Here is a 26,946-nt window from a genome sequence, read left to right as displayed (position 1 = left end):
CTATCGCCGGAAAGCCCCGCCGGTTCAATCGTCATGGCGAGTCGCATGCCGTTCCAGCCAGCCGAGGCTGGCCGCCGGCTCGGCATCGGTGGTCGGCAGGTAGGGCTTCAGGTCGAGCAGCGGCGTGCCGCTGGCGCAATCGAGGTTGTGCAGGCGCAGCAGGCCCGGCCCGGCGAAGCCGAGGAAGCGGACCACCGAAAGCCCGATCGGGTTCGGCCGGCAGGGGGCGCGGGTGGCGAAGACGCCACGCCGCTCGCCATCGAAGGGCGGGCGGATGACGAGCGCGGGCGGCGGCGCCTGATCCAGCCAGTAGAGCAGGATCAGATGGCTGAACCCCTCCAGGCCGAGCAGCCCCTCCCGGTAGTCGGGGGCGATGACGGCCCGGCATTCCGGCGGCGGCTTCGGCTGCCGGCCGTTGCGCGGGCAATCCTGCGGGCGCGGCCAGGGGGTTTCCAGATGCCCGATCGGGGTCAGGGTGAGGGCGGCCATGCCGTGGTCCTGTCGGAGGGGCGGCGTTCGGCCGGGGCGGCGGGCCCGCCCGCCGGCCCGGGGAAGGACGCGGCGGCGCCAGCCGCCGGACCGGCCGCGAGCGCCGACAGCAACCGCGCGGCCAGGGCCGGATACTGCCCCGGCAAGGTGCCGGCGAAGGCCTCGCCCCGGCTGCTCGGCAGATCGGCGTACTGGATGGGCGCCGTGAACTGAGCGGCAGTCAGGTCGATGTGACGCCCATCGACGCGGTTGTAGAAATGCCAGCCGGCCGGCAGCGGCGTCTTCAGGATCTCGCCGCCCAACCAGTCCTGCACCACCAGGGCCGTCACGTCGCACTGGCCGAGCGCCGGGTTGTCCGGTCGCCAATGCCGGCTGCTGGCCGGCGACCAGGCCCGGCGCAGCGCCGCCAGCAGGCGCTCGGGCGTCACGCCGGCGGCGGCACCACCGCGCCGCCCAGCAGCGCCGCGATCTCCGCCTCCGTGTAGCCGGCCTCGGCCAGCACCGCCGCCGCATCGGCCGAGAGGCGCGGCGCCAGCGGCAGCGCGTCCGGCCCGGCGGCCGAGAAGGTGACGGGGCGGCCGAGCCCGGTCATCGCCCCCTCGGTCGGATGCACCTCCCGCCGCAGCAGCCCGGTCTCCCAGAGATGCGGGTCCTCCAGCAGCCCCTCGATCGTCGCATAGGGCATGGCCGGGATCTCGCGCCGGCGGAACTCGGCCGCCCATTCCGCCGTGGTGCGGCTGCGCAGCGCCTCGGCGCGCAGGGTGAAATAGGCATCGACGTTGCGGAAGCGCGCGGCGACGCTGTTGAAGCGCGGATCGTCCTGCAGCTCCGGCCGGCCGATCGCCGCGAAGAAGGCGAAGGCCTGGGCATCGGTATTGGCAGAGACGGCGATGTAGCCATCCTTGGTCGGGATCGGCTTCGCATCCGGGTTCATGACGCGCGGATCGCCGGTCGGGCCCTTGGGGTCGAAGGTGCGGCGGAACATGTGCTCGGTGAGCACGAAATGCGCCATGCTCTCGTACATCGGCACCTCGATCGCCTGCCCCTCCCCGCTGCGCTCCCGGGCATAGAGCGCGGCGGTGATGGCCTGGCTGGCGATGATGCCGGTGATGTGGTCGCAGAGCACGAAGGGGGCGAAGCGCGGCGCGCCGAGCACGCGGCCGAGCGCCGCGGCGAAGCCCGACATGCCCTGGATGATGGTGTCGTAGGCCGGGCTGTCATGGTGCCGGCCGCGGCGGCCGAAGCCGGCGATGACGCAGAAGACGAGGCGCGGGTTGCGCGGCCGCAGCGCCTCCCAGGTGATGCCGAGGCGCTCCAGCGCGCCGCCGCGCATGTTGGTCACCAGCACGTCGGCCTGCTCGGCCAGCCGCGCCAGCACCCCGCGGCCGGCCGCGGTCTTGAGGTCGACGGCGATGCTGCGCTTGCCGCGGTTGAAATGGATGAATTTGGGCGACATGTCCGGCGAGGGCGCCGGGCCGCCGAGCTTGCGCAGCAGGTCGCCCTCCGGCGCCTCCAGCTTGATCACCTGCGCCCCCTGCTCGGCGAGCGTCAGGGTGCAGGCAGGGCCGACCACCACGGCGGTGAGGTCGAGCACCTTCACCCCGCTGAGCGGGCCCTGCCCCGCCGCCCTCCCGCTCATGCCGCGCCCTCCGCCAGGCATTCGAAGGCGAGGCGCCCGGCCTCGTCGAGCGCCCAGAGCCGGGCCCGGCCCGGCGCCTCGGCATGGTAGGCGAGCGTCACCGGACGGCCGAGGAAGAGCGGCCGTCCGGCACGGGTGGTGACGCTGCGCAGCCGGCCGGGCAGATGCCGCTTCGCCAGCTCGGTCAGCTTCGTCGTGGCGATGCCGCCATTGACCACCAGCGCCGGATAGCCCTCGGTGCCCGTCGCATACGCCGCGTCGTAATGGATGCGGTGGCCGTTGTTGGTGACGGCGGAGTAGCGGAAGAGCAGCACGGGATCGGGCGTGAAGACCTCGCGCGCCGCCTCCTCCGGCAAGGCCGGCGGCGGGGCCTCGGGCGGGGCGGCGCCGGAGGGTCCGGCGGGGGCGGCCTCGCGGAAGACCAGGTCCTGCTCCTCCACCACGCATTCGCGCCCGCCGCTCTCGATGCCGTGCCGGATGGTGACGAAGACCATGGCGCCGCTGCGCCCCTGCTTCTGGGTGATGGCGGCGATGCGGGAGACGCGCCGCACCTCGGCGCCGATCTCGACCGGCGCGACGAACCATGTGCGGCGCCCGGCGAACATACGCCGCGGCAGCGGCACCGGCGGCAGGAAATCGCCCTTCTCCGGATGGCCATCCGGGCCGAGCGCCGATTGCCGCGCCAGCGGGCCGAAGAGCACCACATGCCAGCCCTCGGGCATCGGCGCGCCGCGGCGGATCGCGCCGGGATCCTGGTCCAGCAGGGCGGCGAGGCGGCGCAGCAGCACCGGGCTGGCCTCGTCCTCCGCCACCGCCTCGCGGCCGATCCAGCCTTGCAGCGCGGCCTCGTCCATGCCCGTCCTCCCCTTGCCGGGCAGTCTTCCGGCCGGGTCGGGTGCTGTCAAACCGCCCTTCCCGAGTGGCCTCAGCGCGGCTCCACCTTGCGGTCCCCGCCGGGCGTGCCGGGCGGCGGGATGACCGGGGTGGTGCGCGGCTCGGGCACCGGCACCGGGGCCTGGATGCCGGGATCGACCCGCGCCGGCGGCCGCACCACGCCGGTCGGCGGCACGGCGGGCGGCGCCGTCTCGCTGCGCGGCGGCGTCGCCGGGGGTGCGGCGGGCTGCCCTGGCTGGGCCAGGGCGCCGCCGCCCGACAGGATCAGCGCCGCCAGCCCGATGCCGTATCGCCGCATGTCTCGCCCCATTCCCGCTTGGCGGCCAACGCCGCGCGGCTGCGGCGGTTCGGCCCGCTTACCCCTCGCGCAGCGCCCCGCTCGCGGCGAGGGCCGCGATCTCGGCCTCGGCGAATCCGGCCTCGGCCAGGATCGCCGCGCCATCGGCGCCGAGCCGCGGCGAGGGCGCGCGCGGCCCGGTCGGGGTGGCGGAGAAGGTGACCGGGATCGCCATGCGGGTCACCCGTCCCTCGGTCGGGTGCTCCTCGGCCTCGAAGAAGCCGGTCGCCAGCAGATGCGGGTCCTCGAAGATGCTCTCGAGCGTATGCACCGGCGTCACCGGCAGGTCGGCCGCCTCGAGCAGCGCCAGCCATTCGGCGCTGCTGCGGGTGCGGAACTCCTCGGCCAGCATGGCCAGCACCGCGTCGATATGCCGGGTGCGCGTGGCATGGCTGGCGAAGCGCGGATCGGTCGAAACCAGGTCAGGCCAGCCGACGGCGGCGCAGAAGACGCGCCATTGCCGGTCGTTGTAGATCATGGTGCAGACGAAGCCATCCTTCGTCCGGTAGGGGCGGCGGTCGGGCGAGAGCAGCCGCCCGTAGCCGCCGGCATCGAGCGGCGGGTCGAAGACGCGGCCGCCGAGATGGTCGCCGAGCACGAAGCTCAGCATGGTCTCGAACATCGGCACCTCGACGAGCTGCCCCTCGCCGGTGCGCAGCTGGTGCACCAGCGCCGCGTTCACCGCGCTCGCCGCCATCAACCCTGTGATGCGGTCGGCCATGGCGAGCGGCACGTAGCGCGGCTCGCCGCCGCTCACCTGGGCGTTCAGCTCGGCGATCAGCGCCGCGCCCTGCATCAGGTCGTCATAGGCCGGGCGGGGCGCGTAGGGACCCTGGGAGCCGTAGCCGAGGACGTTGGCATAGACGAGGCGCGGATTGGCCGCGTGCAGCGCCGGATAGTCGAGGCCGAGCCGCGCCATGGCGGCGGGGCGGATATTGGTCACCAGCACATCCGCCCGGCCGGCCAGGCGCAGCAGCGCCGCCCGCGCCTCCGGCCGCTTCAGGTCGAGCGCGATGCTGCGCTTGCCGCGGTTGATGGTGATGAACATGCAGCCCATGCCGGGGCTACGGCCGGGGCCGATGAGGCGCACCACATCGCCCTCCGGCGCCTCCACCTTGGTCACCTCGGCGCCCATCTCGGCGAGGAGCTGGGTGCAATAGGGGCCGACCAGCACCGTGGTCAGGTCGAGGACGCGGATGCCCGCCAGCGGTCCGGCGCCCATGCTCAGCCCCCGATCCCCGGCCGGCATGGCGTCTTGCAGCGAACCCCTGGCATCCAGACCTCCCTCGTCCCGCCGGCGAAGCTGCGCGGGCAGCCGGGGCGGGTCAACCCGCCGGCGTTCCGGTCACCATGCCGCGGGCGGCGGGCCGCTGCCCCGCCATCGCCGCAACCGCGCGGGGCGCCGGCCGTTCCGGCCCCGCATGTCCCTGATCCAGCCCACGCCGCCGCTGCCGCCGGCCGACCTCCCTGCCCTGCTTGCCGGCCTGCGCCGCGCCCTGCCCGGCATCGCCGCCCGCGCCCCGGCCCGCGACGCCGATGGCGCCTTTCCCGCCGAGGACGTGGCCGCGCTGCGCGAGGCGGGCTTCCTGGCCGCGCCCCTGCCGCCCGCGCTCGGCGGCCAGGGCCTCGGCACCAGCCCCGAGGGCGCCGCCGCGCTCTGCACCGCGCTGCGCCTGATCGGCCGCGCCAGCCTGCCGCTCGGCCGGCTCTGGGAGGGGCATGTGAACGCGCTCCGCCTGATCATGGCGCATGGCGATTCGGCGCAGCGGCAGGAGGCGGCGCGGGATGCGCGGGCCGGGCGGCTCTTCGCGGTCTGGAACACCGGCGCCCCCGGCGAGCCGCCGCTCGGCATCGAGCACCGGGGCGAGAGGATCCGCCTCACCGGCCGCAAGATCCTCTGCTCCGGCGCCGGCAGCGTCGAGCGGGCGCTGGTCACCGGCATCGCCACACCCGGCGAGCCGACGCGGCTGGTGCTGCTGCCCCTCGCCCCGGGCGAGCGCGCCGATCTCTCCGGCTGGACGGCGCAGGGCATGCGCGCCTCGGCGAGCGGCGCCATCGACGTCACCGGCCTGGAGCTGCCCGCCGCGGCGCTGATCGGCCCGCCGGGCGCCTATGAATCGCAGCCGGATTTCGCCGCCGGCGCCTGGCGCTTCGCCGCCGTGCAGACCGGCGGGATCGAGGCCCTGGCCGCGGCGCTGCGGGCGCATCTGCACCGGCTGGGACGCGGCGGCGACGCGATTCAGGCGGCGCGGCTCGGCGAGGTGGCGATGCAGGCCGAGACGGCGCGGCTCTGGGTGGAGGCGGCGGCGCCGCGCGCCGAGGCGGGCGATGCCGGCGAGTCCGCCATCGCCTTCACCGGCCTCGCCCGCACCGCGGTCGAGCGCGCCGCCATGGAGGCGCTGGCCCTGACCGAGCGCGCCATCGGGCTGCAGGCCTTCCTGCGGCCGCACGAGGCCGAGCGGATCGCCCGCGACCTCTCAACCTATCTGCGCCAGCCGGGGCCGGACCGCGCGCTCGGCGGGGCGGCCGCGCATGTGCTCGCCGCCGCGGCCGAGCCCGGCGATCTCTGGGACTGAGCATGCACCCCATGGAGATGGACGCCGCCGCCTTCCTGCGCGCGGCCGAGGCGCTGCCGCTGGCCACCGACCCGCGGGAGGTGCTCGGCCCGGCCGGCGCGCTGGTGCTGGCGCCGCATCCGGACGATGAATCGATCGGCTGCGGCGGGCTGATCGCCGCCGCCAGCGCCGCCGGCCTGCCGGTGCGGGTGGTGGTGGTGAGCGATGGCACCGGATCGCATCCCGGCCTGCCGCCGGATGCGATCCGGCCGGTGCGGGAGCGGGAGACGCTGGCGGCCACGGCCGCGCTCGGCCTGCCGCCCGAGGCGGTGCATTTCCTGCGCCTGCCGGATCGGGGCGTGCCCGCCGCCGGGCCGGAGTTCGCCGCGGCGGTCGAGGCCATCCTCGGCCTCGCCAGCCCGGCGCCAAGCGCGGTGCTCTGCACCTGGCGGCACGACCCGCATTGCGACCACGCGGCGAGCTTCGCCATCGCCGAGGTGGTCACGCGCCGCCTGCTGGGCGCGCGGCTGCTGGCCTATCCCGTCTGGGGCTGGGCCTTCGCGCATCCGATCCCGGGCTTTCCCCTGCCCGCCCCGCCCCTGCTGCCCGGCCCGCCGCGCGGCCGGCGCTTCGCCATCGCCCCCTTCCTCGACGCCAAGCGCCGCGCCATCGCCGCGCATGTCTCGCAGCAGGCCGACCGAATGGGCGATGCCGGCGCCTTCCAGCTGCCGCCGGAGGCGATCGCCCTGGCGCTGCGCGAGGTCGAGCTGCTGCTGGAGGAAACGCCATGACGCAGCGCCCCGCCCGCAGCCTCGGGCCCGATTACTTCGAGTCGATCTACGCCGCCGATGCCGATCCTTGGCGCTTCGCCAGCAGCGAGTACGAGCGGGCGAAATACGCCGCGACCCTCGCCGCCCTGCCGCGCCCGCACTATGGCCGCGCCTTCGAGATCGGCTGCTCCATCGGCGTGCTGACGGCGCAGCTCGCCGCGCGCTGCGACTCGCTGCTGGCGGTGGACCTGGCCGAGGCGCCGCTCGCCGCGGCGCGGGCGCGCTGCGCCGGCCTGCCCAACGTCGCATTCCGCCGCATGGCCGTGCCCGGCGACTGGCCGGACGGCGCCTTCGACCTGATCCTGCTCTCCGAGGTCGTCTACTACCTCGATATGGCCGATCTCGCGCGCCTCGCCGGCCGCGTCGCCGCGGCGCTGGCCCCGGGCGGCGAGGCGCTGCTGGTGCACTGGACCGGGGAGACCGACTACCCGCTTTCCGGCGATGCCGCCGCCGAGGGCTTCATCGCCGCCGCCGGCCTGCCGGTCATTCGGCAGCAACGGGCAGAGGCGTATCGGCTGGACCTGTTGCGCCGTCCGCCCCCGCCGGGCTGAGCCCGGCCCGGTCGAGGCTTTGCAACAGCCGGCGGGCCAGCGCCGTCTCCCGCGGCAGGGCCGCCGGCCGCAGCACCTGCCGGCGCAGCGCCGGCGCCGCCTGCAACGCCTCCCAGGCCAGGCCGAAGCTCGGCGCCGCCAGGATCCGTCGCATCGCCCGCGGCGCCAGGCCGCAGGCGATGCGGAGATCGGCCGGATCGCCGAGGCCCGCGCGCAGGCGCCGCAGGGCATGGCGGGCGCGGACGCGGCGCCAGGCGGCCCAGGCAGGCTCGAGCCGGTCATCCACCGGCGCCTCGGGATCGGCGAGGCGGTGCCGCAGCGTCTCCGCCATGCCGCCGCCGGCGCGCCCATCGAGCCGGCAGGAGACCAGCACGCGGGCCGCGGCGCTGTGCCGGATGCGGGCATCGATCCGCGCCAGCGCGGTGAAGAAGGCGCGGTCCTCGCCGCGCGGCACCAGCGGCATGCCGCCGACCGCCCGGTAGGCCGGCAGCCGCACCGCGATCGAGGCGCCGGAATGCGTGCCATGCGCCGGCGCCGGATCGTGCGGGATGGGATCGAGCCGCGCCGCCAGCCCATCCAGCAGCGCGGCGTAGCGCGCCTCGGCCGCCTCGCGCCGGCGCAGCGCCGGCGGCAGCAGCGCCGCCTCGCGCGGATCGGGCAGCACGGCGCCGGCCACCGCATCCGCCCCCGCGGCCAGCTCGGCGAGGTTGGCGGCGAGCCAGCCCGGCTCCGGCCGCGCATCCGCATCGGTGCTCAGCAGCACGCCCTCCGGCGCCTCGCCGAGCAGCGCCGCCGCCGCATCCATCGCTGCGGCGCGGGCGCCGCCGGCATGCGCCTGCCCGGGCGGCAGCACGGCCTCCACCGTGAGCAGGGGGAAGGGCAGCCCCGGCGCCATGGCCCGGGCGAGGCCGATGGTGTCGTCGCGGCAGTTGTTCGCCAGCAGCAGAACGGCCGTGCCGGCGAGCGCCTCCGGCGACTGCGCCGCCAGGGCGTCGAGGCAGGCGGGCAGGCGGGCGGCCTCGTCGCGCGCCGGAATGGCGAGAACGCAACGCAGGGCGCTGCCGGGCAGGGCCGAGAGAGCGGCCAGGGCCGCGGGCGGGGAGCGCATCGTCCCGGCAGAACGGGGTACGGAACGGACGCGTTCCCGGCGGCCCGCGCGTCCGGACGGCTGCGGGCATCACAGTGTCGGGCGCGCGACAATCCTCGCGCCCGGCCCTCGCGTCCGGCGGCGGTGGCGCGCCGCCGGGCGCGGCAGCGTCAGCGGTGCCGCGCCTCCGCCAGGTGGTCGAAGCGATGCGTGTAGGCGCCGAGGCCCTGGGTCTGGCTGCGCAGCTCGATGATGAAGTCCTGCAGCTCGGCCGCCGGCACCAGCGCCTCCACCCTGTCCCAGCCCTCCCAGTCCGCATGCGCCGCATAGCCGAGGATCTGGCCGCGCCGGCCAGTCAGCAATCGCTGCGCGTTCGGCGTGTATTCCGCCGGAACCTCGACGGTGACGGCCTGGATGGGTTCGAGCAGCACCGGCTCGCCCTTGGCGAGCCCCTCCTGCATCGCCATGCGCGTGGCGGTGGCGAAGGCCATGTCGCTGCTGTCGACGGAATGGAAGCTGCCGTCGAGCAGCGTCACCGCGACATCGACGACCGGATGGCCGAGCGGGCCCTTGCGCGTCGCCTCCTCGGCCGCCTCGCCGACCGCCGGGATGAAGCGCTTGGGCACCGCGCCGCCGACCACTTCCTCGGCGAAGCGGAAGCCGGCGCCGCGCTCGCGCGGCTCGATGCGCAGCTTCACATCGGCGAACTGGCCGTGGCCGCCGGTCTGCCGCTTCAGCCGGGCATGCTGGGTGACGGGCTGGCGGATGGTCTCGCGATAGGGGATCTGCGGCCGCACGGTGCGCAGCCTCACGCCCGCGCTGCTGGCCAGCCGCTCCAGCGCCGCGCGCAGATGCAGCTCGCCCTGGCCCTGCAGGATGGTCTGGCCGCTCTCCGGATCGAGGTGGACGGTGAGGGCGGGGTCCTCCTCGGCCAGGCGTTGCAGGGCGCTGGAGAGCCGCACCTCGTCCTTGCGGTCCTCCAGCACCACGGCCAGCGCATGCACCGGCGCGGCCGGCGCCGGGAAGGCGAGCGCCTCCGCGGCACCGGGGCGCGCGCCGAGCGTCGCGCCGGTCGCCACCCCGTCCAGGCGCCCGAGCGCCACGATCTCGCCGGCCCCGGCCTCGGTCACCTTCTGCGTCTCGCCGTTCGGGACGCGGTGCAGGCCGCCGATGCGGTGGCCGTCGAGCTGCATGCCGTCCCTGACCGTGCCGCGCCAGAGCCGCGCCCAGGAGAGGCGGCCGGCATGGCCGGCATGCACGGTGCGGAAGACCTGGGCGAGCGGCGGCCCCTCGGCGGCGATGCCGCGGCGCGCGGCGGTCTCCTCCGGCGCTGGCACGTCGTGGCGGAGCGCCTTCCAGAGGCGGTGGATGCCGTTGTTGTGCTCCGCGGCGCCGAGCAGGACGGAGACGACGGCGCCCGAGAGCTCGCCGGTGTGCAGCGGGCGGTAGATCTCGGCCGGCTCCGGCGTCAGGTCCTCCAGCACCTTCTCGAGCAGGGCATCGTCGTGATCGGCCAGCGCCTCGAGCAGCTCGGCCCGCGCCTCGGTCTCCCGGTCGCGCATGGCGGGCGGCAGCGCGATGCGCTCGGACGGGGCGCCGCGGCGGTAGCGATAGGCCCGCTCGGAGACCACGTCGACATAGCCGGTGACGGCCTCGCCCTCGCGGATCGGCACCTGCCGCAGCACCAGCTTGCGGCGCGTCTGCGCCTGCATCGCCGCCAGCGTGTCGCGCATGCGGCCGTCGAGCTGGTCGATCTTGTTGACGAAGACGATGGCCGGGATGCCCTCTGCGTCCAGCAGGCGGAAGAGCGGGCCGAGCAGCGCGGCGCGGCCTGGCGCCGCCTCGGTCACCACCACGGCGAGATCGGCGACCGCGACCGCCGCCGCGGCGTCATGCGCGAACTCGACCGAGCCCGGCGCGTCGAGCAACGCCCAGGAATCGCCCGCATGGCTGGCATGGCCGAGCCGCAGCTCGGTGCCCATCCCGCGCGCGCCGCCGCGCCGCGCCGGGGCGCCGGCGGCCGTCAGCAGGGCGTCGAACAGCGTCGACTTGCCGCTGCCCTGCGGGCCGATGAAGGCGACGGATCGGGGCCGCGCCCCGCCGGGTGATCTGCCGCTGGCATCTGGCATCGTGCTTCGCCCTCCCGTCCGGGGCGGGCCGTCGCGGCGCCGGGGCCGGACGCCGCCGGCCAGCCCGGGTCTCCTTGGACCCTTGGTTGCCGCGGGCGTCCTGGCGCCGCCGGGACGGGCCCGGGCACCACGCGTGCGGCGAGCCTAGAGCAGATCCCGTTCGAGTGGAAACACCCGAAGGGGTGAAGATGCTCTGAAAACAAAAGGCTAGAGCATTTGTCGTGAACCGGAGTGAACGGACAATGCTCCGGCGAGCGGTGACGGGCCGGCGCCAGCCCGGTCTCGCGCCGCCCCGTCCCGCCTGCCCGCCCCACCGTCCCGCCATGCACCGACCGGCAACCAGTTCGCGCTCATCCTGGGCTGCCGCTCTTCCGGCCATGGGTTTGGAATCAGCGGTCTATTGCATCGCAGCGACACGGTGGCCCATGACGACCAGCCCGCCTCTCCCCCGCGACCATCCGGACACCGCCCTGCCGGCGCTGACGCTGCCGCTCTTCGCCGGCGCCGCGCTCCTGGTGGGGCTGGCGCTGTTGCCGGGCGAGGCCGTCTTCCTCGGCATCGTCGCGACGGCGACCGCGCTGGGGCTGAACCTCGCCACGCTGCGCCGGCAGGGCGCGCCCGGACTGCCGCGCCTGCCGCTGCGGCCGGAGCACTGACCGGCCCACCCCCGCCCCCTGGTCCCCGCCCCCTGGTCCCCGCCCCTTGGCGCGGCCGGATCAGAGGCCGCCCCAGACCTCCTCGGCCAGCTCGACGCAGAGGCGCAATTTCGCCCATTGCTCCTCGACCGTGAGCAGGTTGCCCTCCTCGGTCGAGGCGAAGCCGCATTGCGGGCTGATGGCGAGCTGCTCGAGCGGCGCATGCCGCGCCGCCTCCTCGATGCGGCGCTTCAGCATGTCCTTGCTCTCGAGCGCGCCGGTCTTCGAGGTGACGAGGCCGAGCACCACAGTCTTGCCCTTCGGCAGGAAGCGCAGCGGCGCGAAGCTGCCGGAGCGCTCGTCGTCGTATTCCATGAAGTAGGCATCGACATCGATGCCGTTGAACAGCACCTCCGCCACCGGGTCGTAGCCGCCGGCCGCGATGTGCATGGAGCGGAAATTGCCGCGGCAGAGATGCATCGAGACCACCATGTCGGCCGGCCGCCCGGCGATGGCGGCGTTGATCAGCCGGGCATAGGTCTCGAGCAGCCCCTCCACCCGCTCGCCGCGGTTGCGGAGCTGGGCGAGCTGCTCCGGGTCGCAGAGATAGGCGATGTTGGTCTCGTCGAGCTGCAGGTAGCGGCAGCCGGCGCCGGCGAAATCCATCACCGCGGCGTTGTAGGCGGCGCCGAGATCGGCGAAGAACCCGTCCATCTCGGGATAGGTGTGGGTATCGACCGCGCGCCGTCCGCCGCGGAAATGCAGCACCGAGGGCGAGGGGATGGTCTGCTTCGCCACCGCCCCGCCGGCCTGCGCCGCGAGGAAGCGGAAATCCTCGACGAAGGGATGCCCCTGGTATCGGATCGGGCCGGTCACCTTCAGCCCATAGGCCTTGGTCTGGCCGCCCTTGAACTGGATGCCCTGGTCGGCCTCGTACATCTCGACGCCGCCGAGCCGGGCGAGGAAGTCGAAATGCCAGAAGGCGCGGCGGTACTCGCCATCGGTCACCGCCCGCAGCCCGACCGACCGCTGCGCGGCGATGGCCTCGATGATGCAGCGATCCTCGATCGCCCGCAGGTCGGGCGCCTGGGCGGCGCGCGCCTCGCGCAGCGGCACCGGCCGCAACAGGCTGCCGACATGGTCGGCGCGGAAGGGGGGCTTGCCGTTCGGCATGGCGTCTCTCCGGTAGGGGCGCGGATCAGGGATCCGGCGTGGCGGCATGATGCAGCCCGAGATGGCGCTCCGCCACCTCCGGCGCCGCGAGCAGGGCGGCGCTCGGCCCGGCATGGACGATCCGGCCGCGATCGAGGATGACGACGCGGTCGGTGACCGGCAGCGCCAGCCGCGCATGCTGCTCGACCAGGATCGCCGCCAGCCCCTCCTCGCGCACCATGCGCGCGATGGCGGCGAGCAGCCCCTGCACGATCACCGGCGCCAGCCCCTCGGTCGGCTCGTCGAGCAGCAGCAGGCGCGGGTTCAGCATCAGCGCCCGGCCCATGGCGAGCATCTGCTGCTCGCCGCCCGAGAGCGCGCCGCCGGGGTTGCGCCGCCGCTCGGCCAGGCGCGGGAAGAGGGCGAAGACCCGCGCCAGCGTCCAGGGGCCGGGCCGGGCCACGGCGGTCAGGTTCTCCTCCACCGTGAGGGAGCGGAAGATGTTGCGCTCCTGCGGCACCCAGCCGAGGCCGAGGGCGGCCCGCCGCTCGCTCGGCAGTCGCTCGATCGCCCGGCCGGCGAAGCGGATCGTGCCGGCGCGCAGCCGCGGCCCGGCGCCCAGGATGGTGGTGAGCAGCGTGGTCTTGCCGGTGCCGTTGCGGCCGAGCAGCGCCACCGCCTCGCCCGGCGCGACCTCGAGCGCGATGTCGTGCAGCACCGCCGCCTCGCCATAGCCGGCGCCGACCCCGCGCAGCGCCAGCAGCGGCTCAGCCATGCGCGGGCCCGCCGAGATAGACCGCGCGCACCGCCGGGTCGCGGGCGATCGCCGCGGGCGGCCCCTCGGCCAGCACCGCCCCCTGGGCGAGGACGGTGATGCGCTCGGCGAAGCGGAAGACGAGGTCCATGTCGTGCTCGATCAGCAGCACCGTCACGCTGCGCGGCAGCGCGGCGACCGCCTCCAGCACGGCGCGGCTCTCGCCGGGCGGCACCCCGGCGGCCGGCTCGTCGAGCAGCAGCACGCGCGGCCGCAGCGCCAGGGCCAGGGCGATCTCGAGCAGCCGCTGCCGGCCATAGGGCAGGCTGCGGGTCGGCGCCCGCATCTCGGCGGCGCTGAAGCGCAGCCCGGCCAGCAGCGCCCGCGCCTCCTCGCGCTCGGCGGCATGGGCGGCGGCGGGCCGCCACCAGCGCCCGGTCAGCCCCTGCCGCTCCAGCACCGCGAGGCCGACCGCCCCCTCCGGCGTGAGGTCGGGGAAGAGCTGGTTGACCTGGAAGGTGCGGGCGAGGCCGCGCTTCACCCGCGCATGCTGCGGCAGCGCGGTGATCTCGGCGCCGCCCAGCAGCACGCGGCCGGCGCTCGGCCGCAACGCGCCGGAGAGCAGGTTCACCAGCGTCGTCTTGCCGGCGCCGTTCGGGCCGATCAGGGCGTGCCGCGCCCCCTCGGCCAGCGCCAGCGAGACATCGGCGACGGCGCGGAAGCCGCCGAAGTCGCGCGTCAGCCCCTCGGTCGCCAGCGCGCTCATGCCCGCCGCCCGAGCAGCGCCGCGCCGAGGCCGAGCAGCCCGCCGCGACCGGCCAGCGCCAGGCCGACCAGCGCCAGGCCGATCCAGAACTGCCAGAAGAGCGGGCTCATCTCGCTCAGCAGGTGGTGCGCCAGGGTGAAGACGATGGCGCCCAGCATGGCGCCGTAGAGCGCGCCGAGCCCGCCCAGCACCAGCATCAGCAGCCCCTCGGCCGAGCGCTGGAAGGAGAGCGCGTCGAGCGAGACGAATTGCGTGGTCTGCGCCAGCAGCGCCCCGGCGATGCCGGCATAGGCGGCGGAGAGCGCATAGGCGGCGACCAGCCGGCGCCGCACCGGCGTCCCGAGGGCCGGCATGCGCCGGGCATTGCCGCGGATGCCGCGCAGCGCGAGGCCGAAGGGCGAGGCGGTGATCCGCCGCGCCAGCAGGAAGAGCAGGAAGAGCACGGCCAGCGCGTAGAGGAAGGCGGTGCGGCCATGGAGGTCGAAGCGGAACAGGCCGAGCACCGGCCAGATCTCGACGCCGAGCAAGCCGTCGGCGCCGCCGGTCAGGCCCGGCAGCTTGTTCGCCGCCTCGCCCAGCATGAGGCTGAGGCCGAGGGTCACCATCAGCGCCGGCAGGTCGCCGCCGCGCAGCACCAGCGGCGCGGTGAGGAGGCCAAGCAGCCCCGCGAGCAGCGCCGCGGCGAGCAGGCCGGAGAGCGGCTCCCCCCAGCCCTGCTGCGCCAGGAGGCCGGCGCCATAGGCGCCGAGGCCGAAGAAGGCGGCATGGCCGAGGGTGAGCACTCCGGCATAGCCCACCAGCAGGTCGAGCGAGAGGACGAAGAGCGCGGCGATCGCCGCCTGGCCGAGCAGCGGCAGCTGCTCCGGCATCAGCCAGAAGCCGGAGAGGGCGAGCAGCCAGAAGCCGGCCTCGAGCGCCGGCCTCACCGCGCCGCCGCCCGCGCCAGCAGCCCCTGCGGCCGCAGGATCAGCAGCGCCACCATGGCGGTGTAGATGCCGAAGGCGCCGAATTGCGGCAGGTAGTACTTGCCCGCGACATCGACGAGGCCGAGCAGGATCGCCGCCAGGAAGGGACCGATGACGGTGTTGGCGCCGCCGACCGCGACCACGATCAGGAAGTAGACCATGTATTTCAGCGGGAAGGTCGGATCGAGGCCGAGCACCTCGACGCCGAGCGCGCCGCCGAGCCCGGCGAGGCCCGAGCCGAGCGCGAAGGTCACGGCGAAGAGCCGCTCGACCGGGATGCCGAGGCCGCGCGCCACCACCGCGTCGTCCACCGCCGCGCGCAGCCGGCTGCCGAAGCGCGTCCGCACCAGGCCGAGATGCAGGGCGAGCAGCAGGCCGGTGCAGACGGCGATGAGGAAGAGCCGGTAGACGCCAAGGCCGACCCCGCCCAGCTCCACCCGGCCGCTGAGCCAGGGCGGCAGGGTGATGAGCTGCTGCCGCGCCCCCATCAGCCAGTCCACCGCCGCGCCGGCGATGAAGACGAGGCCGATCGAGAACAGCACCTGCTCCAGATGGTCGCGGCCATAGAGGCGGCGGTAGAGCAGCCGCTCCAGCGCCAGGCCGAGCAGCCCGGTGCAGAGGGCGGCGGCCAGCAGGCAGGCCAGGAAGGGCAGGCCGAGGCGGTTCAGCAGCACCACGCAGAGATAGCCGCCCGCCATGCCGAAGGCGCCATGCGCGAGGTTGACGAAATTCATCAGCCCGAGGGTTACCGACAGCCCGACCGACAGCACGAAGAGCAGCATGCCGGCGGCGAGGCCGTCGAGCAGCACGGTCAGCACGGCGGGCGCCTCACGTCCCGGGATCGCGCATCGCCGGCAGGCGGTCGAACTCGATGTTCCAGAGCTGGCCGTCCCGTTCCTCGACGCGGCGGATATAGACATCCTGCACGATGTCGCGGGTCTCGGCATCGATGGTGATGGGGCCGCGCGGGCTGGTCCAGGACCGCCCCTTCATGGCGGCGAGCAGCGCCTCGCCCTCGCCGCCGCCGGTCGCCTGCAGCGCCTCGGCGATGAGCTGCATGCCGTCCCAGCCGCCGACCGACATGAAATTGGGCCGCATGCCCGGGTTGGCGGCGATGAAGCCCTGCACATAGGCCTTGTTCTCCGGGCTGTCATGCGCGGCGGAGTAGTGATGGCTGGTGACGGCGCCGAGCGCCGGCCGGCCCATGTCGTTCAGCAGGTCGTCGTCCACCACGTCGCCGGTGCCGATCAGCCGCACCCCGGCCTCGGCGAGGCCGCGCTCGGCGAATTGCTTCATCACCGCCGCGCCCTCGCCCGAGGGGACGAAGATGAAGAGCGCCTCCGGCTTGGCGTCGCGCACCCGCTGCAGGAAGGGGGCGTAGTCCGGGTTGCGCAGCGGCGTGCGCAGCTCGAGCGGCACCCGCCCGCCGCCGCCGGTGAAGCGCGCCTTGAAGACCCGCTCGGCATCGAGGCCGGGCGCGTAGTCGGCCACCAGGGTGGCCGCGGTCTGCACCCGCTCGCGCAGCGCCCATTCGGCGATCGGCGCCGTCACCTGCGGCAGGGTGAAGCTGGTGCGGAGGATGAAGGGGCTGCGCTGGACGATCGCGCTGGTCGCCGCGGCCATCACCACCATCGGCAGCTTCGCCTCCGTCGCCACCGGCGCGGCGGCGAAGGCGAGCGGCGTCAGGCCGAAGCCGGCGAGCGCCTGCACCTTGTCCCGCACCACCAGCTCCTGCGCCAGGCGGCGGGTGACCTCGGGGGCGGTGCCGGTGTCGTCGCGCAGCAGGATCTCCAGCCGGCGGCCGCCGAAGCTCTCGCCGCGCTGGCGGAGGTAGAGGCGGACCGCCGCCTCGACCTGCCGCCCCGTCGAGGCGAAGGGGCCGGTCATCGGCAGGATCAGGCCGATCCGGGCCGGCCGGCCCTGCGCCAGGGCGGGCGCTGCCAGGGCGGGCGCGATCAGGGCGGCGGCGCCGGCCCCCAGCGCCGCGCGGCGCGTCACTCGTGCTTGCATGCTCCTCCCCTCGCCCCTTGCCCCGTCGGGCCTACGGGATCTGCTCCAGCTTCGCTGGCCTGCGCCGGAGTGTCTCGCCCCGCCGGGTCAGAGGGCAAGCCCGCCGCCGCCCGCGCGCACCGCCACCCGCTTCAGCCCCTCCGCCACCGCCAGGTAGGCGGCGACCAGCCCGAGCAGCATCGCCTGCACCGCGAGCGGCAGCGGCGCGAAGCCGAGCGCCGTGGCGAAGGGCCCGAGGGCGAGGAAGAGCGCGATCGCCAGCGCGCCGAGCGAGGTGGCGACCAGGACCGGGTGCGGTGGCGCCGCCCGCCAGACCGGGCCGGCGGTGCGGATGAGGAAGATCACCAGGATCTGCGTGGTGATGCTCTCGACGAACCAGGCGGTGCGGAACACCTCCGGCGTCACCCCGAAGCCGCGCAGCAGCAGCGCGAAGGTGGCGAGGTCGAAGAGGGAGGAGAGCGGGCCCATCACCAGGGTGAAGCGCAGCACCGCCCGCATGTCCCAGCCATGCGGCGCCGCCAGGTCGGCGGGGTCCACGGCATCGAAGGGGATGCCGGTCTCCGACAGGTCGTAGAGCAGGTTGTTGAGCAGGATCTGCGCCGGCAGCAGCGGCAGGAAGGGGATGGCGATGGAGGCCACCGCCATGGAGAGCATGTTGCCGAAATTCGAGGAGGTGCCCATGCGGACGTATTTCATGACGTTCGCATAGGTCCGCCGCCCCTCCTTCACCCCCGCCGCCAGCACGCCGAGATCGGGCGCCAGCAGGATGAGGTCGGCGGCGGCGCGCGCCACCTCCGTCGCCTCCTGCACCGAGATGCCGGCATCGGCGGCGTGGATCGCCGGCGCGTCGTTGATGCCGTCGCCGATGAAGCCGACGGTGTGCCCCCGCGCCTTCAGCGCCAGCAGGATGCGCCGCTTCTGGTCGGGCGAGACGCGGGCATAGAGATCGACCCGCTCCACCTGGCCGGCGAGCGCCTGGTCGTCCAGCCGGGCGATCTCCTCGCCCGTCAGTAACCCCTCCGCCGGCAGGCCGAGGGACTGGACGAGGTGGCGCACCACCGGGGCGGCGTCGCCGGAGACGATCTTAGTGCGGATGCCGAGCTGCGCGAGCCGCGCCACCGCCGCGCCGGCCGAGGGCTTCGGCGGGTCGAGGAAGGCGAGGAAGCCGAGGAAGGTGAGGTCGCGCTCCGCCTCCGGCCCGGTGACGGCCTCGTCCTCCGGCACCTCGCGGAGCGCGATGCCGAGCAGGCGCAGCCCCGCGGCGCCGCGCGCCTCCGCCTCGGCCAGCAGGGCGGCGTGGTCGAAGGGGCCGGCGGCGGCGGCGGTGCAGGCGGCGAGCACCGCCTCCGGCGCGCCCTTGACCACCAGCAGGCGCCGCCCCTCCCCTGCCACCAGCACGGCGGAGCGCCGCCGCTCGAAGCCGAAGGGCAGCTCGGCCAGGGCGCGCCAGCCCTCGGGCACCGGCCGGGCGGCGAGGATGGCGGCATCGAGCGGCGTCGGCACGCCGCCCGCCAGGCCGGCATTCAGCGCCGCCATGCGCAGCGCCTCGGGCGGCCCGCCCTCGGCCAGGGTGATGCGCGCCTCGGTCAGCGTGCCGGTCTTGTCGGTGCAGAGCACGTCCATGGCGCCGAGGTCGTGGATGGCGGCCAGCCGCTTCACCACCACCCGCCGCGCCGCCATGCGCAGCGCCCCGCGCGAGAGGGTGACGGTGGTGACCATCGGCAGCAGCTCCGGCGTCAGCCCCACCGCCAGGGCGACGGCGAAGAGGAAGCTCTCGATCGCCGGGCGGTGGAAGGCGAGATGCGCCAGCAGGACGAAAAGCACGAGGAAGACGGTCAGCCGCAGGATCAGCAGGCCGAGGCCGCGCAGCCCGCGCTCGAAGGCGGTGGGCGGGCGCCGCGCCGCGAGGCCGGCGGCGATGCCGCCGAGTCGCGTCGCCCGGCCGGTCGCCACCACCAGCATCCGGGCGCTGCCGGCGACCATGGCGGTGCCGGCGAAGACGGCGTTGCTCGCCTCGGCGAGGTCGGCGCCCCGGGCCGGGCCGGGCTGCTTGGCGACGGGATAGGGCTCGCCGGTCAGCAGCGCCTCGTTGAGCTGCGCCCCCTCGGCCGCCAGCACCAGCCCATCCGCCGGAACCAGCCCGCCGGCCGCGAGCAGCACCACGTCGCCCGGCACCAGCGCCTCGACCGGCACGGACTGGCGGGTGCCGTCCCGCAGCACCGCCGCCTGCACCGCGACGCTGTCGCGCAGCGCCGCCGCCGCCTGCTCCGCCCGCCTCTCCTGCACCACGTCCATGGCGACCGAGACGCCGACGATGCCGAGGATGATGCCGAAGCCCGGCCAGTCCCCGGTCAGCCCGGAGACCAGCGCGGCGACGAGCAGGATGGCGACCAGCGGCTCCGCCAGGCGCCGGCCGACCTGGCGCAGGAGGGCGGCCGGGGCCTGGCCGGCGAGCCGGTTGCCGGCCCCGGCCGCGACTCGGCGCGCCGCCTCCCCGGCCGAAAGGCCCTGGGGCGAGCTGCCGAGGCGGGTGAGCCAGTCATCGGTCGGGCGCGTCCAGAAGGCGGCGGCGGCTTCGGCACGGGGGCGGCGGGACGGGACCGGGCTGGGCGGATGTGGCATGGCGCCAGTATGCCGCGGGGCGCCGCCATCCGCCCTCCTGGCATGCGCGATGCTTGGCCAGCCGGGTCCAGGCCGAGGAGACCGCCATGCCGCGCACCGTCCAGCTTGCCGCCCGCCCGGCCCCGATCGCCGTCATCCCTGAGGAGACGGCGCTCATCGTCGTCGACATGCAGAACGCCTACTGTTCCAAGGGCGGCTACATCGACCTCTGCGGCTTCGACGTCTCCGGCGCGCCGCCGGTGATCGAGGAATGCGCCCGCGTCGCCGCCGCCTGCCGCGCCGCCGGCATCCCGGTGATCTACCTGCAGAACGGCTTCTCGCCGGACCAGCGGGAGGCGCCGCCCAGCGCCCCGGTCTGGCACAAGTCCAACGCCTTGCGGTTCATGCGCGAGAACGAGGCCTATGCCGGCAAGCTGATCACCCACGGCACCTGGGACCATGAGATCGTGCCGGCGCTGGCGCCGCGGCCGGGCGACATCCTGGTGCCGAAGACCCGCTACAGCGGCTTCGCCGGCACCGGCCTCGAGCAGATCCTGCGGGCGCGACGGGTGCGGAGCCTGATCGTCATCGGGGTCGCCACCAATGTCTGCGTCGAGAGCACGATCCGGGATGCCTATCACCGGGAATTCTTCCCCGTGATGGTGACGGACGCGACCATGGCGGCCGGCCCCGGGGCGCAGGCGGCGACCGAGTTCAACGTCGCGCAGTTCTTCGGCTGGCTGACCACCGGGGCCGAGCTGCGGGCGGCGCTCGGCGCCAACGAGCCGGCATGAAAAAGGGGCGCTGCCCCGCGGCAGCGCCCCCTTCCCGTCCGGATGCCAGGCTTATTTCTGCAACGCCTGGACGATCTCCTGCGTCACCTTCTTCGCGTCGCCGAACAGCATCATGGTGTTGGGGCGGAAGAACAGCTCGTTGTCGACGCCAGCATAGCCCGAGGACATGCCGCGCTTGACGAAGAAGACCGTCTTGGCCCGCTCCACGTCGAGGATCGGCATGCCGTAGATCGGGCTCGCCTTGTCGGTCTTGGCCGCCGGGTTGGTGACGTCGTTGGCGCCGATGACATAGGCGACATCGGCCTCGGCGAATTCCGGATTGATCTCCTCGAGTTCCTTCACGTCGTCATAGGGCACGTTCGCCTCGGCGAGAAGGACGTTCATGTGCCCCGGCATGCGGCCGGCGACCGGATGGATGGCGTATTCCACCTGCACGCCGTCCTTCTTCAGCAGGTCGCCCATCTCCCGCAGCACCTGCTGCGCCTGGGCGACCGCCATGCCGTAGCCCGGCACCACGATGACCTTGCCGGCATTCTTCATGATGAAGGCGGCATCCTCCGGGCTGCCCGCCTTCACCGGCCCGCGGTCGCCGCCCGCGCCGGCGGCCGCCCCGGCCGCGCCGCTATCGGTGCCGAAGCCGCCGAGCAGCACGTTGATGATGCTGCGGTTCATGCCCTTGCACATGATGTAGGACAGGATCGCGCCCGAGGCGCCGACCAGCGCGCCGGTGATGATCAGCAGCAGGTTCTGCAGGGTGAAGCCGATGCCCGCCGCCGCCCAGCCGGAATAGCTGTTCAGCATGGAGACGACGACCGGCATGTCGGCGCCGCCGATCGGGATGATGAGCAGGAAGCCGAGGGCGAAGGCGAGCAGCGCGATCGCCCAGAACAGCGCGTCGTTTCCCGAGGAGACGAAGGAGACGATCAGCACCAGCAGCAGCAGGCCGAGGCCGAGATTGAGCCAGTGCTGCCCCTTGAAGGTGATGGGCGCGCCCGACATCAGCGCCTGCAGCTTGGCGAAGGCGATCACCGAGCCGGAGAAGGTGATGGCGCCGATGGCGAGGCCGAGCGACATCTCGACCAGCGAGCCGCCATGGATGGCGCCAGCATGGCCGATGCCGAAGCTCTCCGGGTTGTAGAAGGCGGCCGCCGCCACCAGCACCGCCGCCATGCCGACCAGGGAGTGGAAGGCGGCGACGAGCTGCGGCAGCGCCGTCATCTGGATGCGGGTGGCGATGTAGCTGCCGACGCCGCCGCCGATGGCCAGCGCCACGACGATGAGCCCGATGCCGCCGAAGGACATGCCCGGCCGCAACAGCGTGGCGACGATGGCGATGGCCATGCCGACCATGCCGTAGAGGTTGCCCTGCCGCGAGGTCTCCGGATGCGACAGGCCGCGCAGCGCCAGGATGAAGAGGACGGCGGCGACGAGATAGGCGAGGGTCGAGAAGGTCGCGCTCACGGCCTCAGCCCCTCTTCTTCGGCTGGAACATCGCCAGCATCCGGCGGGTGACGATGAAGCCGCCGAAGATGTTCACCGCCGCCAGCATCGCCGCGAGGAAGCCGAAGACCTTGGCGGCGGTGCTCTCGCCGAGCCCGGTGGCGAGGATGGCGCCGACCACAATGACCGAGGAGATGGCGTTGGTCACGCCCATCAGCGGGCTGTGCAGCGCCGGGGTGACGTTCCAGACCACGTAGTAGCCGACGAAGCAGGCCAGCAGGAAGATCGTCAGCAGGAAGAGGAAGGGGTCGGCCGCGGCGAGGACGGGCTCGACATGCGCGCCGGCGGTCGCGGCGATCTGCCGCGCCTGCTCGGCGAGGCGCAGCGCGTTCTGCGCCTGCGCCGTGGCCTGGTTGGCCAGGTCGGTGGGATTCATGCGGGTGTCTCCTTCGGAGACGCCGGCCGGTGCGGGCCCCGGCGCCACCCCCCTCCGCGAAGCGCCGCTTCGCGGAGGGGGGTGGCGCGCCACGCCTCGGACGGCATCGGGTTGTCGATCCTCAGGCGGCCTTGGCGGGGGCGAAATTCGGGTGGACGACGGCGCCGCCGCGAGTGAGCAGCACGCCCTTCACGATCTCGTCCTCCGCCGGCAGCTTCGGCGCCTTCGCCTCCTTGTCCCAGAAGGTGGTCAGGAAGGTCAGCAGGTTGCGCGCGAAGAGGGCGGAGGCGGCGCCGGCGATGCGGCCGGGCCAGTTGTGGTAGCCGAGGATCTTCACCCCGTTCTCGGTCGTGATCATCTCGCCGGGCCTGGTCAGCGCCACGTTGCCCCCGGCATCGGCGGCGATGTCGACGATGATGGAGCCGGGCCGCATGGCCCGCACCATCTCGGCCGAGACGAGCTGCGGCGCCTGCCGCCCCTGCACCAGCGCCGTGGTGACGACGATGTCCTGCTTGGCGATATGCGCGGCGACGACCTTGGCCTGCTCGGCATAGAACTCGGCCGAGAGCTGCTTGGCGTAGCCGCCCGCGGTCTGCGCCTGCTTGCTCTCCTCGCTCTCGTAGCCGACGAAGCTGGCGCCGAGGGACTTGATTTCTTCCTTGGCCGCGGGCCGCACATCGGTGGCCGAGACGCGGCCGCCGAGCCGCCGCGCGGTGGCGATCGCCTGCAGCCCGGCGACGCCGGCGCCCATGATGAAGACGCTGGCCGCCGGGATGGTGCCGGCCGCGGTCATCAGCATGGGGAAGCCCCGGTCGAAGGCGCCCGCCGCCTCGACCACCGCGCGATAGCCGGCGAGATTCGCCTGGGAGGAGAGGATGTCCATGCTCTGCGCGCGCGTGATGCGCGGCAGCAGCTCCATCGCCCCGGCATCGATCCCGAGCTGGGCATAGGTGCCGGCCGCCTTGGCATCGGCGCCGAGCTGGCCGAGCAGCAGGGCGCCGCGCGGGATCAGGGAGAGCTCGTCCACCGCGCCCTCTCCGGTGCCGAGCGGCGCGCGGATCTTCAGCACGATGCCGGCGCCGTTCAGCGCTGCCGCCGCGTCCGGCGCGACCTCGGCGCCGGCGGCGGCATATTCCGCATCGGGGATGCCGGAGGCGAGCCCGGCGCCGGTCTCCACCGCGACGCTGCAGCCGAGGCCGATGAGCTTCTTGACGGTTTCAGGCGTGGCCGCGACACGGGTCTCGGCCGGCCGGCGCTCCTTCAGGACAGCCAGTCGCATATGGGTCTCCCCCCTGTTTCGCAGAATAGATGCGGCGCCGCGCGAAAGTCGGCAACCCCGGACAGGGGGCCGGCAGCCCGCGCGCCTGATACCCTGCGGGTCAAGGCTTGACCATGGGGGAGGCCAGAGGGGAGGCCTGGGGGAGCCCAGCGGGCCGCGGAGGGCGGAATTCATCCGCCTCCGCAACGGGGAGATGCGGCGGCCGTGGCCGGCTCAGGCGGCCGGCGGCGGCACCTTCGCCTCGGCGAGCGCCTGCGCCTGGCGCTCGGCCACCGCCTGCTCGGAGACGTCCTCGATCATCTCCATGAACAGCCGGTGCCAGTTCATCTCGGCGCGCAGCCGCAGGAAGACGCTGCCGAGCCCGACCGCGGCGCGGTCCATGAGCGGGAATTCGCGCGGGATGCGCACGCCCCCGGTCCGCTTCAGCCCCTCATGCACCTTGGCCGCAATCTTGCGGCCATAGGACATGTCGTCGACCTCCTGGATCGGCCGCACCCGGTCCTGCACCAGGGGCTCGTAGAGGAAGGCGGCCCAGAGGTTGAGGACTTCCATCGTCTCCTTCGAGAGGTTGCGGAAGCCCCAGACGCGATAGGCCTCGGCGGCCTTCTCGTCGTCATGGTCGCGCACCGCCTCGAAGAGCAGGATGACGCCGCCGACAAAGCTCGGCGGGAAGACGCGGATGGTGCCGAAGTCGAACAGGTTGATGCCCTGACGGTCCGGCCGCACCTGGTAGTTGCCGAGATGCGGGTCGCCATGGATGACGCCATAGCGGTAGAAGGGCCGGTACCAGGCGCGGAACAGCCCCTCGGCATAGGCCCGCCGCTCCTCCTGCGGCGGGTCCTCCTCGAGGCGCTTGACCAGCGGCCGGCCCTCCAGCCAAGTCATGGTCAGCAGCCGGGTGGTGCAATAGCCCTCGATCGGCTGCGGCACCGCGACATGCGGCTGGTCGGCGAGCATGAGGCCGTAGAGGCGCTGATGCGCCGCCTCCCGCAGGTAGTCCAGCTCCTCGCGCAGCCGGTCGCGCAGCTCCTGGTAGACCTCGCCGTTGTCGAGCGCGCTGTCCATGCGCTGGTAGAGCTGCATGGCGAGGCGGAGCTGGCGCAGATCCGCCTCCACCACGCTCGGCATGTCCGGGTATTGCAGCTTGCAGGCGACCGGCCTGCCGTCCGGCAGCTCCGCCCGGTGCACCTGGCCGAGCGAGGCGGCGGCCGCCGCCTCCCGCCCGAAGCTGCGGAACCTGCCCTCCCAGCCCGGGCCGAGCTCGCCCTGCATGCGGCGGCGGACGAAGGGCCAGCCCATCGGCGGGGCGTTCGCCTGCAGCGTCGCCAGCTGCTCGGCATAGGCCTCGGGCAGGGCGTCGGGCACGGTGGAGAGAAACTGCGCCACCTTCATCAGCGGGCCCTTCAGCCCGCCCAGGATCTGCTTCAGGTCCTCGGCATGCGCGGTCTTGTCGGTCCGGAGGCCGAGGAAGCGCTCGCCGGCGACGCGGGCGGCGATGCCGCCGACCGCGCCCGAGGTGCGCACCATCCGCCGCATCTCCCCGAACAGGGTGCTGTCGCGGCTGCGGTCGCTCATGCCGCGGCACCCGCTCCCGGCGCCGCGCCGCCCTCGGCGAGCTCGTCGATGAAGCCCGCGATGACGTCGAGCCCGCGCTGCCAGAAGCCGGGATCGGAGGCGTCGAGGCCGAAGGGGGCGAGCAGCTCCTTGTGCCGCAGCGTGCCGCCGGCCTTCAGCAGGTCGAGGTATTTGCGCTCGAAATCCGGCACCACGCCCGCCCGGTAGACGCCGTAGAGCGCGTTTACCAGGCAATCGCCGAAGGCGTAGGCATAGACATAGAAGGGGCTGTGGATGAAGTGCGGGATGTAGGCCCAGTAGACGCCGTAATCCTCGGTGAAGTCGAAGGCCGGGCCGAGGCTCTCCCGCTGCACCTGCAGCCAGAGCGCGGCGATCTGCTCGGCCGAGAGCTCGCCCTTGCGGCGCTCGTCATGCAGCAGCGTCTCGAACCGGTAGAAGGCGATCTGCCGCACCACCGTGTTCAGCATGTCCTCGACCTTGCCCGCCAGCATCAGCCGGCGCCGCCCCGGGTCGCGCTCGGCATCGAGCAGGCCGCGGAAGGTCAGCATCTCGCCGAAGACCGAGGCGGTCTCGGCCAATGTCAGCGGCGTGCCGGAGAGGAGATAGCCCTGCGCCCCGGCCAGCACCTGGTGCACGCCATGGCCGAGCTCATGCGCCAGGGTCATCACGTCGCGCGTCTTGCCGTGGTAGTTCAGCAGCAGATAGGGATGCGCGCTCGGCACCGTCGGATGGGCGAAGGCGCCCGAGGCCTTGCCCGGCCGCAGCGCCGCGTCGATCCAGGGCCGCTCGAAGAAGCGGGTGCCGATCGCGGCCAGCTCGGGGCTGAAGGCGCGGTAGCTGTCGAGCACCGTCCGCACCGCCTCCGGCCAGGCGATGCTGCGGTCCTGCTCCTCCGGCAGCGGCGCGTTGCGGTCCCAGTGCTGCAGCCTCTCGAGGCCGAGCCACTTCACCTTCATCGCGTAGTAGCGGTGCGAGAGCCGCGGATAGCTGGTGCGCACCGCGGTGACCAGCGCGTCCACCACCTCGTCCTCGACCATGTTGGCGCGGTTGCGGGCGCTGCCCGGCCGCGGGTAGCGCCGCCAGTTGTCGAGGATCTCCTTGTCCTTCGCCAGGGTGTTGGTGATGAGCGAGAAGAGCCGGATGCGGCTGCCGAAGGCCTCCGAGACGCCGCGCGCCGCCGCCGCCCGCACCGCGCGGTCGCGGTCGGAGAGCTTGTTCAGCGCCGCCGAGACGGTCTGCTCCTCCTCCCCCACCTTCACCACCATGCCGGCGATGGTCTCGTCGAACAGGCGGTTCCAGGCGCTGCGCCCGGTCACCTCCTTCTCGTGCAGCAGTTTCTCGAGCTCGTCGGAGAGCTGGTGCGGCCGGAAGACGCGCAGGTCGCGCAGCCAGGGGCGCCAGCGCAGCAGCGCCGGGCTGGCGGCGAGCTTCTGCTCCAGCTCCGCCTCCTCCAGCCGGTTCAGCTCCAGCGTGAAGAACAGCAGATGCGAGGAGATCGCCGTCACCCGCTCCTGCAGGGTCTGGTAGAAACGGCCATTCGCCGGGTCCTGGGCATCGCCGGCGAAGACGAGCTGGCCGTAGCTCATCGCCCGGCCGAGCACCTCCTCGATCCGCTCATAGGCCGCGATGGCCGCCGCCAGCGCATCGCCCGACATCCCGGCGAGCCGGCCGGCATGGCGGGCCGAGAAGGCCTTGCCATCCGCCTCCGCCTGGTCGAGATCGGCGGCGAGCCGCGGATCCTCCGGCGACGCATAGAGGTCGGTGAGGTCCCAGACCGGCAGCGGCGTGCCGCCGGGCGGGCCGCCGGCATCGAGCGGCGCCCGGGGCAGGCTGCCCGGACGGGCGGGAGGGAGGGAGGTGCCCGCGGCGGCATCGCCCAGGGCACGGGTCAGGGTCGGAATGGGCTCGGATCGGGTCACAACTCCCCATATAAGGCCGCCGGGGGCGCGGCCAAGCGGCCAATGCCGGCCAGCGGTGCCAGCAGGAGGGGACGAAAGGGATATGTCGGGGACCGAGGCGCCCACCAGG

At 73.9% G+C, this 26,946-nt stretch carries 25 protein-coding genes; 5 read left to right on the top strand and 20 right to left on the bottom strand.

All coding sequences use genetic code 11. The features are described 5' to 3' along the window. Positions 1–24 precede the first annotated feature (24 nt). The 6 genes from tsaA to DOO78_RS22565 all read right to left on the bottom strand — a co-directional run bounded on the left by tsaA (position 25) and on the right by DOO78_RS22565 (position 4,581). Complete coding sequence (gene tsaA, locus DOO78_RS22590) at positions 25–489, bottom strand: tRNA (N6-threonylcarbamoyladenosine(37)-N6)-methyltransferase TrmO (protein WP_111472148.1); 465 nt, start codon at positions 487–489, stop codon at positions 25–27. Further along, entirely contained in the window at positions 471–917 is a 447-nt protein-coding gene (locus DOO78_RS27910; protein ID WP_207803018.1) for a YunG family protein, read from the bottom strand. The genes tsaA and DOO78_RS27910 overlap by 19 nt, the downstream gene beginning before the upstream one ends. Continuing rightward, entirely contained in the window at positions 914–2,128 is a 1,215-nt protein-coding gene (locus DOO78_RS22580) for a CaiB/BaiF CoA transferase family protein (protein WP_111472147.1), read from the bottom strand. The genes DOO78_RS27910 and DOO78_RS22580 overlap by 4 nt, the downstream gene beginning before the upstream one ends. After that, the gene (locus tag DOO78_RS22575; protein ID WP_111472146.1) at positions 2,125–2,982 is read right to left on the bottom strand and encodes an FAS1-like dehydratase domain-containing protein; all 858 of its coding nucleotides are present in this window, start codon (positions 2,980–2,982) and stop codon (positions 2,125–2,127) included. Before DOO78_RS22575 ends, DOO78_RS22580 begins: the two co-directional genes overlap by 4 nt. 71 nt (positions 2,983–3,053) lie before the next feature. Then, a complete protein-coding gene (locus DOO78_RS22570) occupies positions 3,054–3,320 on the bottom strand; it encodes a hypothetical protein (RefSeq protein WP_111472145.1) in 267 nt (88 codons plus the stop codon). Between the two features lie 58 nt (positions 3,321–3,378). Continuing rightward, a complete protein-coding gene (locus DOO78_RS22565) occupies positions 3,379–4,581 on the bottom strand; it encodes a CaiB/BaiF CoA transferase family protein (RefSeq protein WP_111472167.1) in 1,203 nt (400 codons plus the stop codon). A gap of 199 nt (positions 4,582–4,780) precedes the next feature. Between DOO78_RS22565 and DOO78_RS22560 the strand changes: the two genes are divergently transcribed. Genes DOO78_RS22560 through DOO78_RS22550 form a run of 3 tightly spaced genes read left to right on the top strand, consistent with a single transcriptional unit; the run spans position 4,781 to position 7,295 of the window. Then, positions 4,781–5,935: an acyl-CoA dehydrogenase family protein gene (locus tag DOO78_RS22560; RefSeq protein ID WP_111472144.1), complete on the top strand. Its 1,155-nt coding sequence runs from the start codon at positions 4,781–4,783 to the stop codon at positions 5,933–5,935. Between the two features lie 11 nt (positions 5,936–5,946). Then, positions 5,947–6,705 carry a PIG-L deacetylase family protein gene (locus DOO78_RS22555; protein ID WP_207803017.1) on the top strand — a complete coding sequence of 253 codons (759 nt, stop codon included), beginning with the start codon at positions 5,947–5,949 and terminating at the stop codon, positions 6,703–6,705. After that, positions 6,702–7,295 carry an SAM-dependent methyltransferase gene (locus DOO78_RS22550; RefSeq protein WP_111472143.1) on the top strand — a complete coding sequence of 198 codons (594 nt, stop codon included), beginning with the start codon at positions 6,702–6,704 and terminating at the stop codon, positions 7,293–7,295. The genes DOO78_RS22555 and DOO78_RS22550 overlap by 4 nt, the downstream gene beginning before the upstream one ends. Here DOO78_RS22550 and DOO78_RS22545 read toward each other — a convergent pair. Continuing rightward, positions 7,228–8,403, bottom strand: a complete 1,176-nt coding sequence (locus DOO78_RS22545; protein WP_111472142.1) for a glycosyltransferase family protein — start codon at positions 8,401–8,403, stop codon at positions 7,228–7,230. The two genes, DOO78_RS22550 and DOO78_RS22545, sit on opposite strands and share 68 nt — an antisense overlap. 149 nt (positions 8,404–8,552) lie before the next feature. Then, complete coding sequence (locus tag DOO78_RS22540) at positions 8,553–10,511, bottom strand: elongation factor G (RefSeq protein WP_111472141.1); 1,959 nt, start codon at positions 10,509–10,511, stop codon at positions 8,553–8,555. A 425-nt stretch (positions 10,512–10,936) separates the two neighbouring features. Between DOO78_RS22540 and DOO78_RS22535 the strand changes: the two genes are divergently transcribed. After that, positions 10,937–11,167 carry a hypothetical protein gene (locus tag DOO78_RS22535; RefSeq protein WP_111472140.1) on the top strand — a complete coding sequence of 77 codons (231 nt, stop codon included), beginning with the start codon at positions 10,937–10,939 and terminating at the stop codon, positions 11,165–11,167. A gap of 60 nt (positions 11,168–11,227) precedes the next feature. On the opposite strand, the gene DOO78_RS22530 is transcribed toward DOO78_RS22535, so the two are convergent. From DOO78_RS22530 to mgtA, 7 genes are all read right to left on the bottom strand, one after another. After that, positions 11,228–12,319, bottom strand: a complete 1,092-nt coding sequence (locus DOO78_RS22530; RefSeq protein WP_111472139.1) for a 5-methyltetrahydropteroyltriglutamate--homocysteine S-methyltransferase — start codon at positions 12,317–12,319, stop codon at positions 11,228–11,230. Positions 12,320–12,344: 25 nt separating this feature from the next. Continuing rightward, positions 12,345–13,073 (bottom strand): ABC transporter ATP-binding protein, encoded by a 729-nt coding sequence (locus tag DOO78_RS22525; RefSeq protein ID WP_111472138.1) that lies wholly within the window; start codon positions 13,071–13,073, stop codon positions 12,345–12,347. Continuing rightward, positions 13,066–13,818, bottom strand: coding sequence for an ABC transporter ATP-binding protein (locus DOO78_RS22520; protein ID WP_111472137.1), 753 nt, complete (start codon positions 13,816–13,818; stop codon positions 13,066–13,068). Before DOO78_RS22520 ends, DOO78_RS22525 begins: the two co-directional genes overlap by 8 nt. Next, positions 13,815–14,744, bottom strand: a complete 930-nt coding sequence (locus DOO78_RS22515) for a branched-chain amino acid ABC transporter permease (protein WP_243634745.1) — start codon at positions 14,742–14,744, stop codon at positions 13,815–13,817. The genes DOO78_RS22520 and DOO78_RS22515 overlap by 4 nt, the downstream gene beginning before the upstream one ends. Further along, positions 14,741–15,601, bottom strand: coding sequence for a branched-chain amino acid ABC transporter permease (locus DOO78_RS22510; protein ID WP_111472136.1), 861 nt, complete (start codon positions 15,599–15,601; stop codon positions 14,741–14,743). The genes DOO78_RS22515 and DOO78_RS22510 overlap by 4 nt, the downstream gene beginning before the upstream one ends. 10 nt (positions 15,602–15,611) lie before the next feature. Further along, entirely contained in the window at positions 15,612–16,793 is a 1,182-nt protein-coding gene (locus DOO78_RS22505; protein ID WP_111472135.1) for an ABC transporter substrate-binding protein, read from the bottom strand. An 87-nt stretch (positions 16,794–16,880) separates the two neighbouring features. Beyond that, positions 16,881–19,415 carry a magnesium-translocating P-type ATPase gene (gene mgtA / locus DOO78_RS22500; RefSeq protein WP_111472134.1) on the bottom strand — a complete coding sequence of 845 codons (2,535 nt, stop codon included), beginning with the start codon at positions 19,413–19,415 and terminating at the stop codon, positions 16,881–16,883. An 86-nt stretch (positions 19,416–19,501) separates the two neighbouring features. Here mgtA and DOO78_RS22495 point away from each other — a divergent pair, with 86 nt between their 5' ends. After that, entirely contained in the window at positions 19,502–20,188 is a 687-nt protein-coding gene (locus DOO78_RS22495; protein ID WP_111472164.1) for an isochorismatase family protein, read from the top strand. 51 nt (positions 20,189–20,239) lie between these two features. Here DOO78_RS22495 and DOO78_RS22490 read toward each other — a convergent pair whose 3' ends face one another. From DOO78_RS22490 to DOO78_RS22470, 5 genes are all read right to left on the bottom strand, one after another. After that, on the bottom strand, positions 20,240–21,649 hold the full coding sequence (locus DOO78_RS22490; protein WP_111472133.1) for an NAD(P)(+) transhydrogenase (Re/Si-specific) subunit beta: 1,410 nt from the start codon (positions 21,647–21,649) through the stop codon (positions 20,240–20,242). Positions 21,650–21,653: 4 nt separating this feature from the next. After that, the gene (locus tag DOO78_RS22485) at positions 21,654–22,064 is read right to left on the bottom strand and encodes an NAD(P) transhydrogenase subunit alpha (protein WP_111472132.1); all 411 of its coding nucleotides are present in this window, start codon (positions 22,062–22,064) and stop codon (positions 21,654–21,656) included. A 121-nt stretch (positions 22,065–22,185) separates the two neighbouring features. Further along, positions 22,186–23,343 carry a Re/Si-specific NAD(P)(+) transhydrogenase subunit alpha gene (locus tag DOO78_RS22480; protein ID WP_111472131.1) on the bottom strand — a complete coding sequence of 386 codons (1,158 nt, stop codon included), beginning with the start codon at positions 23,341–23,343 and terminating at the stop codon, positions 22,186–22,188. A gap of 213 nt (positions 23,344–23,556) precedes the next feature. Further along, entirely contained in the window at positions 23,557–24,918 is a 1,362-nt protein-coding gene (locus DOO78_RS22475; RefSeq protein ID WP_111472130.1) for an ABC1 kinase family protein, read from the bottom strand. Continuing rightward, a complete protein-coding gene (locus DOO78_RS22470; protein WP_243634749.1) occupies positions 24,915–26,747 on the bottom strand; it encodes a M3 family oligoendopeptidase in 1,833 nt (610 codons plus the stop codon). Before DOO78_RS22470 ends, DOO78_RS22475 begins: the two co-directional genes overlap by 4 nt. Positions 26,748–26,946 lie beyond the last annotated feature (199 nt).

The sequence above is a fragment of the Roseicella frigidaeris genome, from assembly GCF_003258945.1.
Classification (GTDB): domain Bacteria; phylum Pseudomonadota; class Alphaproteobacteria; order Acetobacterales; family Acetobacteraceae; genus Paracraurococcus; species Paracraurococcus frigidaeris.
Note: the sequence above shows the minus strand (reverse complement) of the source record. Positions and strands in the feature narration are given on the sequence as shown.